Annotated in this window: 9 protein-coding genes and 1 pseudogene; 7 read left to right on the forward strand and 3 right to left on the reverse strand. The window is 69.9% G+C overall.

Annotated features, from left to right (window positions below; genetic code table 11):
• Position 1 precedes the first annotated feature (1 nt).
• Positions 2–991: a prolyl aminopeptidase gene (gene pip, locus ACFQUZ_RS10520; protein WP_377440679.1), complete on the reverse strand. Its 990-nt coding sequence runs from the start codon at positions 989–991 to the stop codon at positions 2–4.
• Positions 992–1,096: 105 nt separating this feature from the next.
• Positions 1,097–1,450, reverse strand: coding sequence for a winged helix-turn-helix transcriptional regulator (locus ACFQUZ_RS10525; protein ID WP_377440681.1), 354 nt, complete (start codon positions 1,448–1,450; stop codon positions 1,097–1,099).
• A gap of 76 nt (positions 1,451–1,526) precedes the next feature.
• Between ACFQUZ_RS10525 and ACFQUZ_RS10530 the strand changes: the two genes are divergently transcribed.
• The 6 genes and pseudogenes from ACFQUZ_RS10530 (at position 1,527) to ACFQUZ_RS10555 (ending at position 7,457) form a co-directional block, all read left to right on the forward strand.
• Complete coding sequence (locus ACFQUZ_RS10530; protein ID WP_377440683.1) at positions 1,527–2,171, forward strand: hypothetical protein; 645 nt, start codon at positions 1,527–1,529, stop codon at positions 2,169–2,171.
• 565 nt (positions 2,172–2,736) lie between these two features.
• Positions 2,737–3,919, forward strand: a pseudogene (locus ACFQUZ_RS10535) (glycine betaine/L-proline ABC transporter ATP-binding protein); the annotation flags it as partial.
• Between the two features lie 271 nt (positions 3,920–4,190).
• Entirely contained in the window at positions 4,191–5,078 is an 888-nt protein-coding gene (locus tag ACFQUZ_RS10540) for an ABC transporter permease (RefSeq protein ID WP_377440685.1), read from the forward strand.
• Positions 5,079–5,195: 117 nt separating this feature from the next.
• Positions 5,196–6,092, forward strand: a complete 897-nt coding sequence (locus ACFQUZ_RS10545) for a glycine betaine ABC transporter substrate-binding protein (protein ID WP_377440687.1) — start codon at positions 5,196–5,198, stop codon at positions 6,090–6,092.
• 195 nt (positions 6,093–6,287) lie between these two features.
• Positions 6,288–6,713, forward strand: coding sequence for an OsmC family protein (locus ACFQUZ_RS10550; protein WP_377440689.1), 426 nt, complete (start codon positions 6,288–6,290; stop codon positions 6,711–6,713).
• Positions 6,714–6,755: 42 nt separating this feature from the next.
• On the forward strand, positions 6,756–7,457 hold the full coding sequence (locus ACFQUZ_RS10555; RefSeq protein ID WP_377440691.1) for an HAD family hydrolase: 702 nt from the start codon (positions 6,756–6,758) through the stop codon (positions 7,455–7,457).
• A 73-nt stretch (positions 7,458–7,530) separates the two neighbouring features.
• Here the strand turns inward: ACFQUZ_RS10555 and ACFQUZ_RS10560 are convergent, their stop codons facing one another.
• Positions 7,531–7,863: a hypothetical protein gene (locus ACFQUZ_RS10560; protein ID WP_377440693.1), complete on the reverse strand. Its 333-nt coding sequence runs from the start codon at positions 7,861–7,863 to the stop codon at positions 7,531–7,533.
• 397 nt (positions 7,864–8,260) lie between these two features.
• Here ACFQUZ_RS10560 and ACFQUZ_RS10565 point away from each other — a divergent pair, with 397 nt between their 5' ends.
• Positions 8,261–9,097 carry a class I SAM-dependent methyltransferase gene (locus ACFQUZ_RS10565; RefSeq protein WP_377440694.1) on the forward strand — a complete coding sequence of 279 codons (837 nt, stop codon included), beginning with the start codon at positions 8,261–8,263 and terminating at the stop codon, positions 9,095–9,097.
• Positions 9,098–9,190: the final 93 nt, after the last annotated feature.

Consider the following 9,190-nt stretch of genomic DNA (forward strand, 5'->3'; position numbering starts at 1 on the left):
TTCAGGCCGCCGGCGTGGCGTCGGCTGGGTCGAGCAGGTCGGCGAACCGGTCGGTGGCGGCCAGCAGGGCGCGGGTGATGCCCGGTTCGAGGGCGGAGTGGCCGGCGTCGGGCACCATGTGCAGGTCGGCCTCCGGCCAGCGGCGCGCCAGGTCGTAGGCGGAGAACGGCGGGCAGCACAGGTCGTAGCGGCCCTGGATGAGCACGGCCGGCAGGTGGCGGATCCGGTCCACGCCGTCGAGCAGTTGCGTCTCGCTGTCGAGGAACCCGCCGTGCAGGACATAGTGGGACAGGATCCGCGCCATCGGCAGGGCCCGTTCGTCCTCGGTGAGGTGGGCGATGAGGTCCGGATCGGAGCGCAGCGACGAGTTCACCGCCTCCCACCGGCCCCACGCCGCCGCGCATCGGCGCGCCTCCTCGTCGTCGGGGCCGTGCAGGCGGCGGTGGTAGGCGCCCAGCACGTCGTGCCGCTCGGCCGGTGGGATGGGTGCCGTGAAGCGTTCCCACTCCTCCGGCTGCAGGTGCTTGAGTCCGTGCTGGTAGAACCAGTCGCGTTCGCTGCGGCGCATCAGGAAGATCCCCCGCAGGATCAGTCCGGTGACCAGGGTGGGATGCGCCTGGGCGTAGGCGAGTCCCAGTGTGGTGCCCCACGAACCGCCGAACACCAGCCACGACTCGATGCCCAGGTGCCGCCGGAGCACCTCGATGTCGGCGACCAGGTGTCCGGTGGTGTTGCCGGCCAGTTCGCCCAGCGGGGTGCTCTGTCCCGAGCCGCGCTGGTCGAACAGGACCAGGCGGTAGCGCTCCGGGTCGAAGAACCGTCTCGCCCCGGGTACGAGGCCGCCACCCGGTCCACCGTGGAGGAACACCGCCGGGATGCCGTCGGGACTGCCGACCTCCTCCGCGTACAGCTCGTGACCGTCGCCGACCGCGATCCGGTGGGTGGCGTAGGGCTCGATGGGCGGGTACAGCTCCGGAGGGGTCGTCGTCATCGCGGAATGGTACGCGGCGGTGGGCCGATCGATGCGGTCGCGGCCCGCCCCTTCAGGCGCGGTCGCGAGACGCGGAGGGTGGCGAGGCTGGCCGGTGGCGGTGGATCAGTGGTCATCGAGCCGGCGCGTGCCGGGCAGGTGGTCGACTCCCCAGTTGGCCATGGCGTCGAGCACGGGGGCGAGGGCCCGGCCCCGGTCGGTCAGGCGGTACTGGTGCCGCCGTGGCCGTTCACTGTAGGCGCGACGCTCGACGAGGCCGAACTCCTCCAGCCGGCGCAACCGGTCGGTGAGCGTGTTCGTCGGCACGCCTTCGGCCGAGGTGGCCAGGTCCGCGAATCGAAGTTCACCACGGAAGAGCAGGTCACGCACGATGAGCAGCGACCACCGGTCCCCGACGATGTCGAGGGTGCCGGCAATGGCGCAGTCCGAGCGCCGGATCGGGCTCCGGGCGGTTGGCATCGCACCTCCTTGTCACTTGCAATATACAACTCACCTCCCTACAGTCACTTTCAAAATGCAAGTGACTGGAGGAACGATGACCGCGTTACCGCTCACCCGGCCTTCCCGGACACCCATGCTTGCCGCCGCCGTCACCATCGGCTGGTTCGGCACCGCGTTCCTGGCGAGCGCCCTGGGCGCGTTCCGGACGGCCCCCGGCGCCCCGCCGGTCGCCCTCGCCACCGCGGCGCTCGCCCCGCCGCTGGCCGTACTCGCCCTCGCCCTCGGCTCGTCGCGGTTCCGAACCTGGGCCCGCGGTCTCGACCTGCGGTTCCTCACGCTGCTGCAGACCTGGCGAGTGGGCGGGCTCGCGTTCCTGGCGCTCCTCGCGGTCGACGCCCTGCCGGCCGCCTTCGCCCTGCCCGCCGGCCTCGGCGACGTGGCCATCGGGCTGACGGCGCCGCTGGTGGCCGCGTTCGTGGTCGGCCGGTCCAGCCGACTGTTCGTCGCCTGGACGGCGTTCGGGGTGGCCGACCTGGTCGCCGCCGTCACGCTCGGCGCCCTCTACGCGGCCGACCCGGTCGGCCTGCGCCACAGCGAGGTGAGCACCGAACTGATGACCGCGCTGCCGATGAGCCTCATCCCTGTCTTCGGCGTCCCCATCACCCTGGTCGCCCACACCCTCTCGCTTATCAAACTGGCCGGGTCCGCGGATCCCCATCCGCTGCCTGGAGTCCGTTGACCTGGATGCCGAGAATGCCGACAGCCGTGACCGAGACGACCGTTATCACCATTCCGGGACTGCCCAGAGCACGCATTCACGTCGACAAACCCTCCGCTTCCTGCGGGCCGCGCTTACCGAACGGCCAACCGCACATCGGCACGCATTCCATCCACATCCACCGGACCGGAACACGAGGCTATTCACGCTCATCTTTCCTGCCCGCCGTCCGCCCATCAAGCCGCGTTGGCAGTTCCGGCGACGCTCCTGCGGCTTGTCGGGAGCAGCCCAGCGACGACGCACCACAGACCAGTAGAAATATGACGATCGCGTGAAGCTCATGACGATCCCGCGCGCCATATGACGGTCGCATGACAGATCGGGCGGCAGATTGTGGGATATTCCACAGCCGTGCGCTGGAAACATCTGAGCGGCTGGCCTCGGCGAATCCCAGCGGGTACGGTCCTCGACTGGCCTGTGCGTCGCATGGGCCAGCTCTTATTTGGCCACCGATACGCAAAGGCGAATCACGCGACATCGCATCCCACGACATCGCGTCATCGGTGAATTCGTCGGAAGGGAGACCGTGTCTGCCCTCGCGGTCAAATCACTGTACAAAGTCTTTGGCAATCGCGGTGACCAGGCGGTCGAGCGTCTGCGGGACGGGGCTCCCCGGTCCGAGGCGCTGGCCGGCCTGCCGGTGACGGCTGCCGTCATTGACGCGAATTTCGAGGTCAGGCGCGGCGAGATCTTCGTGGTCATGGGGCTCTCCGGGTCCGGTAAGTCCACGCTGCTGCGCATGCTCAACGGTCTGATCACGCCGACCTCCGGCAGCGTGGAGATCGAAGGTGTGGACCTGACGAAGCTGAAGCCCGCGGCGCTGCGCAAGCTGCGACGCGAGAAGCTCAGCATGGTCTTCCAGCACTTCGCGCTGATGCCACACCGGACGGTGGCGGAGAACGCCGGCTACGCCCTGGAGGTCGCCGGCCTGCCCAAGGCCGAGCGTCGGGAACGCGCGCTGGAGGCGCTGCGCATGGTGGGCCTGGAGGAGTGGGCCGACAGCCGCCCGCAGGACCTTTCCGGCGGGATGCGGCAGCGGGTCGGGCTGGCGCGCGCGCTGGCCGCCGGGACCGAGATCATGCTGATGGACGAGGCGTTCTCGGCGCTCGACCCACTGATCCGCCGGGAGGTCCAGGACCAACTACTGGAACTGCAGTCGAACCTCGGCAAGACGATCGTCTTCATCACCCACGACCTCAACGAGGCGATGCGGTTGGGTGACCGGATCGCCATGATGCGCGACGGCCGGATCGTCCAGATCGGCACCGCCGAGGAGATCCTCACCGATCCGGCGAACGACTACGTGGCGCAGTTCGTGGCCGATGTGGACCGGACCCGGATTCTCACCGCCTCGTCGGTGATGGAACGCCCGCAGAGCGTCCTCGACGTGACGGCCGGACCGCGATTGGCCGCGCGGGCGTTGCGGGAGACGCAGACCTCCGTGGTGTACGTGACCGGTGCGCAGAAGAAGTTCCTCGGCACGGTGACGGAGGACGAGGTCGGCCGGGCACTGCGGGCCGGCCAGGCGAGCCTGGAGGGGCACGTCTCCACCGAGCACGTGCGGACCGTGGACCGGGACACACCGGTGGCGGATCTGTTCACCAGTTGCGCGGAGAGCCGGTATCCGGTCGCCGTCCTGGACGACGCCGGCCGGTTGTCCGGTGTCATCCCGCGGATCACGCTACTGGCCGCGCTCGGCAACATCGGCGAGGACACCCGGAACTCGATCGACGAACCGGCGGATGAGGCCGGGCCTGGCCAGCCGCCCCCGGCGGAACAAGCCGTGGACGAGTCGCGGTTGCCGGCCGAACCGCAGACGCCGGCCCAACGTCCCCCGGGCGCGGGGACGTCGCCACCGGCCGACTCCCCCACGGCTCCCGACGTCCTCACGTCGACGATCGTGTCGGTCGACGGCGCGCAGGCCCCGACCGCGCCGGACGCCCCTGAGCGACAGACCACCACCGCGGAAGGGGATCGGGCATGAGGACGGCAGTCTCACCGCTCAACCCCTTCCCCCGGGTGCCGCTCGGCGAATGGCTCGAAGGTGTCGTCGACTGGGCGACCAGTTCGCTCGACACGGTGTTCGACGCCGTCGCGGCCGTGGTCGACGCTCTCGTGGACCCGCTCACCGACATGCTCACCGGCGTACCGGCGATCGTCGTGGTGCTGGTGATCGCCGGGCTCGGCTGGTGGCTGCGCACCTGGAAGTTCGCGCTCAGTGCGACGGTCGGCCTGGGCCTGGTGGCCGGCATGCCCTACTGGGACGAGACGATGAGCACGCTGGCGCAGGTCCTGGTGGCCAGCGCGTTGTCGCTGCTGATGGCGATCCCGCTGGGCATCCTGGTGGCCGAGAACCGGCGCGCCGCGGCCGTCGCCCGGCCCGTGCTGGACCTGATGCAGACGCTGCCGGCGTTCGTCTACCTGATCCCGGCGATCTTCTTCTTCGGCATCGGCACGGTGCCCGGAGTGCTGGCCACCCTGGTGTTCAGCATGCCGCCCGGGGTCCGGCTGACCGCGCTGGGCCTGCGCCAGGTGGATCCGGAGATCGTGCAGGCCGGCGAGGCGTTCGGGGCCTCGCCTGGCCGGATCCTGCTGCGGACGAAGCTTCCGTTGGCGCTGCCGACGATCATGACCGGGGTCAATCAGGTGATCATGCTGGCGCTGTCCATGGTGGTGATCGCCGGCATGGTGGGTTCCGGCGGCCTCGGCGACGTGATCATGTATGCGTTGTCCCAGGTCGAGGTGGGCACCGGCTTCGAGGGCGGCATCGCCGTCGTGATCCTGGCCGTGGTGCTCGACCGCCTCACCGACTCCATCGGCGGCCGCTTCCCGGCGGCCCGCGCCCAGCGCGCCATGCAGGCCAACTGACCATTACCAGCCCTGACCGGGGGACGTACGTCCCACTGGTGCCCGGCCGCGCGCCGGCCCGCCGGCCGCTCGACGAACGTGGGCGCCGGCGCTCGATGAAGGTAAGGAAGGAAACACATGTTGAAGGCACTGACCCGGGGGGTCGCGCTCGCGATGACCGCGGCACTGGCGCTCGGCGCCACCGCCTGCGGGGACGACTCCGGCACGGCGAGCGGCAGTGGCGGTGGTGACGACAAGAAGATCACCATCGGCTACATGGCGTGGGACGAGGCGGTCGCCGCCTCGCACCTGTGGAAGAAGATCCTGGAGGACGACGGCTACGAGGTCGAACTGAAGAACCTCGAGGCCGGCCTCGTCTTCGGTGGTCTGGCCAACGGTGACCTGGATCTGTTCCTCGACGGATGGCTGCCGCAGACGCACAAGTCCTACATGGACAAGTACGGCGACAAGCTGGAGAAGCTCGGCGTCTGGTACGACGACGCCAGCCTGAGCATCGCCGTGCCGACATACGTCCAGGGGATCGAATCGCTGGAGGACCTGGCCGCCAAGTCGGGTGACTTCGGTGGCGAGATGATCGGCATCGAGCCGGGCGCCGGGTTGACCAAGGCCACCCAGGAGCAGGTCATCCCGCAGTACGGCCTGGAGGGCAAGCTGAACCTCAAGACCTCCTCCACTCCGGCGATGCTGGCCGCGCTGGACGGCGCGATCGCCGACCAGAAGCCGATCGTGGTGACCCTGTGGCACCCGCACTGGGCGTACGCGAAGTACGAGCTGAAGGACCTGGCCGACCCCAAGGGCACTCTCGGCCAGGCCGAGGAGATTCACAGCCTGGGCCGTGAGGGCTTCGGCGAGGACTTCCCGGAGGTCGCCGCCAAGCTGGAGAAGTTCAAGATGAACAACGACCAGCTCGCCTCCCTGGAAGACGAGATGTTCAACAAGAACAAGGGCGACGAGGAGAAGGCCGTCGACGAGTGGCTGAAGGCCAACCCTGACTATCTGGGCACTCTCGGCTGAGCCAGTCCTCTGGCGAGCGCGGGCGGCGGGGCGACAGCCTTGCCGCCCGCGCTTTGTCGGGGCGGCAACCCGCCGCCCGCGCTTTGTCGGGGCGGCAACCCGCCGCCCGCGCTTTGTCGGGGCGGCTGACGTAGCCTGCAGGAGGCATACCGGGCGGGGATCATGATGCCCCTCCGGAGACGAAGGGAGCAGGACGTGGCCACCATTCGTACCGCTAACGCGCACTGGGAAGGCAGCCTGGCCGACGGCAAGGGCGCCGTTTCGCTCGACTCCTCCGGAGTGGGCTCGTTCGACGTGACGTGGCGGGCCCGCGCGGAGAGTTCGAACGGGTTGACCAGCCCCGAGGAGCTGATCGCCGCGGCCCACTCGTCGTGCTTCTCGATGGCGCTGTCGCACGGCCTGTCGCAGGCCGGCACGCCGCCGCAGACCGTCGACACGAAGGCCGACGTCACGTTCCAGCCGGGGACCGGGATCACCGGCATCCACCTGACGGTCCGCGCCACCGTGCCGGGAATCTCCGCCGAGGACTTCCAGTCGGCCGCCGAGACCGCGAAGGTGAACTGCCCCGTCAGCAAGGCGCTCGCCGGCACCACGATCACCCTCGACGCCACCCTGGCCTGACGGTACGCCGACTGCGCCCGCGCCGTCGGTAGCATGCCAGCCATGCCACGTCCGGTGATCTTCGATCTGTACCACACCCTGGTTCCCGGTGCCGACGACGAGCGGGACCGAGTGGTCGCGGAGATGGCCGTGATCGTCGGGGTGGATCCGACAACGTTCGTCGACGCGTACCACGCGAGCTGGCGGGAGCGGCTGGTCCGGTGGGACGTGGTGGGGACGGTGCGCGTCCTCGCCCGCCGGGTGGGCGGCGATCCAACCGACGAGCAGGTGACGCGGGCCGCGGCTCTTCGGCGGACCCTGGCGCGGCGGCTGCTGGAGGCCGTCTCCCCGGCGACCCTGGGGGCGCTCGACGCCCTGCGCGGCGACGGGCACCCGCTGGCCCTCGTCAGCAACGCCACGTCGGAGACCTCGGCGGCGTGGCCGGGGACGGCGCTCGCCCGCCGGTTCGACGCGGCGGTGTTCTCCTGCGATGTCGGGCTCGCCAAGCCGGATCCGGTGATCTACCGGCTCGCCGCCGAGCGGCTCGGCGCCGACCCGGCCCGCTGTGTGTTCGTCGGTGACGGCGCCGACGGTGAGCTGGCCGGTGCCGCGGCGGCCGGTATGACGGTGGTGCGCACCACCGAGCACGCCGACTCGGACCCGGCCTGGGTCGGCCCCGAGTGCGCCGCACTCGGCGATTTGCACGTCCTGCTACCCGACATCGCGCGGTCCGTCGACGAGCCAGCGGTCGATGCGCGGCGGTAATCGACGGCCGGCGCGGTGGTCGCGACCCTCCTGCCTGTGGTCTGCGTGATCCGGCGAGGCTCGGGCGGATACGTCAGACAGGCGGAGGCGGGCACTGGAGGACGGCTATCGAGTTTCCGGCGATCAGCCTCAGGTGCGGGTGGTCAGAGAAGATCTGAACTGCCTCGTCGTGTGAGTCCGCCTCCACGATGGCGAAGCCCGTCAGGGAGTCGGTGAAGTCTTCCACGCCTTGCGCCGTGACCAGTTTCTTCGCGTTCAATGGGGCGCCGGGGTCGACGAGAGCCTTCTCGTTTGCCTGGGCCCACGACCCCCATGCCTGGATGAACTCAGTTTGCTGGCGTTCGGTGAGCCCGGCCTTGTCAGCCTCATCGGCAACGCCATTGAACAGCGCAAGAAATCTACCCATTCGCGCATACTACTGGCGGCTCGCTCGTCCCACCGAGCCGTGATGGGGCTGTCCGGCTGGGAATCCCTGGCCGGCCGTGGTCTCCGCGGCCGCCCAGGGGCTCGGAACCGGTTAGGGTATGCGCGGAAAGTTCAATGGGGTGCCGTCCTCCGTCCAGCCGTGACGGCTGAGCAGCCGATCTTGGTCGGCGAATTCGGAACGGTCGGCGCGGTTGCGGTTGGGTATCACTCCTCGTGTACGTCGACGGCCATGCCGCACCGCCTTGAGGCCGCCCGCGAGATCGCACTGTGCGGTGGCAACCCCGACGGGTGCCGATGCGCTGCGGACGCAGGCAGCCGAACGCCTCCGCCGGGCTAACGCACAGGTCGGTCACTCCTCGCCGGAAAGGAAGTGGCGGATGAGCATCACGGCCAACACGGAACAGGCACGACGCTGGAACGGTGACACCGGGCGTCGGTGGGTCGCGCAGCGGGAACGGCACGCGGCGGTGCGCCGGGGCCTGATCCCACACCTGCTGCGGACCGCCGCCATCGCGCCCAGCGACCGCGTGTTGGACGTGGGCTGCGGCTGCGGCGACACGACGATCGCGGCGGCGCGGCTGGCCGGCCCTGGCGGTAGCGCGACGGGACTGGACCTGTCCGGGCCGATGCTCGCGGTGGCGCGCCAGCAGGCAGCGGACGCTGCCGTCGCCAACGTCCGTTTCGTGCAGGGTGACGCGCAGACGCACCCGCTGGCCCCGGGTGCATACGACGTGGTGCTGAGCAGTTTCGGCGTGATGTTCTTCGACGACCCGGCGGCCGCCTTCGGCGGGTTCTGCTCGGCGTTGCGGCCGGGCGGCCGGTTGGCCTTCCTGTGCTGGCAGGACGAGTCACGCAACGAGGTGTTCTCGATTCCGCTGGTGGCGGTTCGGGCCCACGCGCAGCAGCCGGTGCCGGCCGCCGCGGACCTGTTCGCCGATCCTCGACGGGTCACCGATCTGCTCACCGGTGCCGGCTTCGCCGACGTCCGGGTCGAATCCCTCCGCGCGCCGGCCCGGTTCGGCTCCGACGTCCCGGACGTGCTGGACCACGTACGAAGCACGTCGGCCTTCCAGACCCGGCTGGCGGACCTCGACGACGAGGCGCTCGGTGAACGGGTGCTGGCGACGATGACCGAGGCGTACACCGCCCGGCTTCGCCCCGACGGCGTCTGGGTCGAGGCAGCCGCCTGGCTGATCGCCGCCACCCGCAGCTAGTGCCGTGACCACCAACGTTCATGGTGTTGGGTGACACGCCGTATGGCCTGTCGGCCGGGCGGCGTGGTGGCGGTCAGGCTGTGGCGGTGGCAG

It is taken from the genome of Plantactinospora sp. GCM10030261 (genome assembly GCF_042666615.1).
Classification (GTDB): domain Bacteria; phylum Actinomycetota; class Actinomycetes; order Mycobacteriales; family Micromonosporaceae; genus KBS50.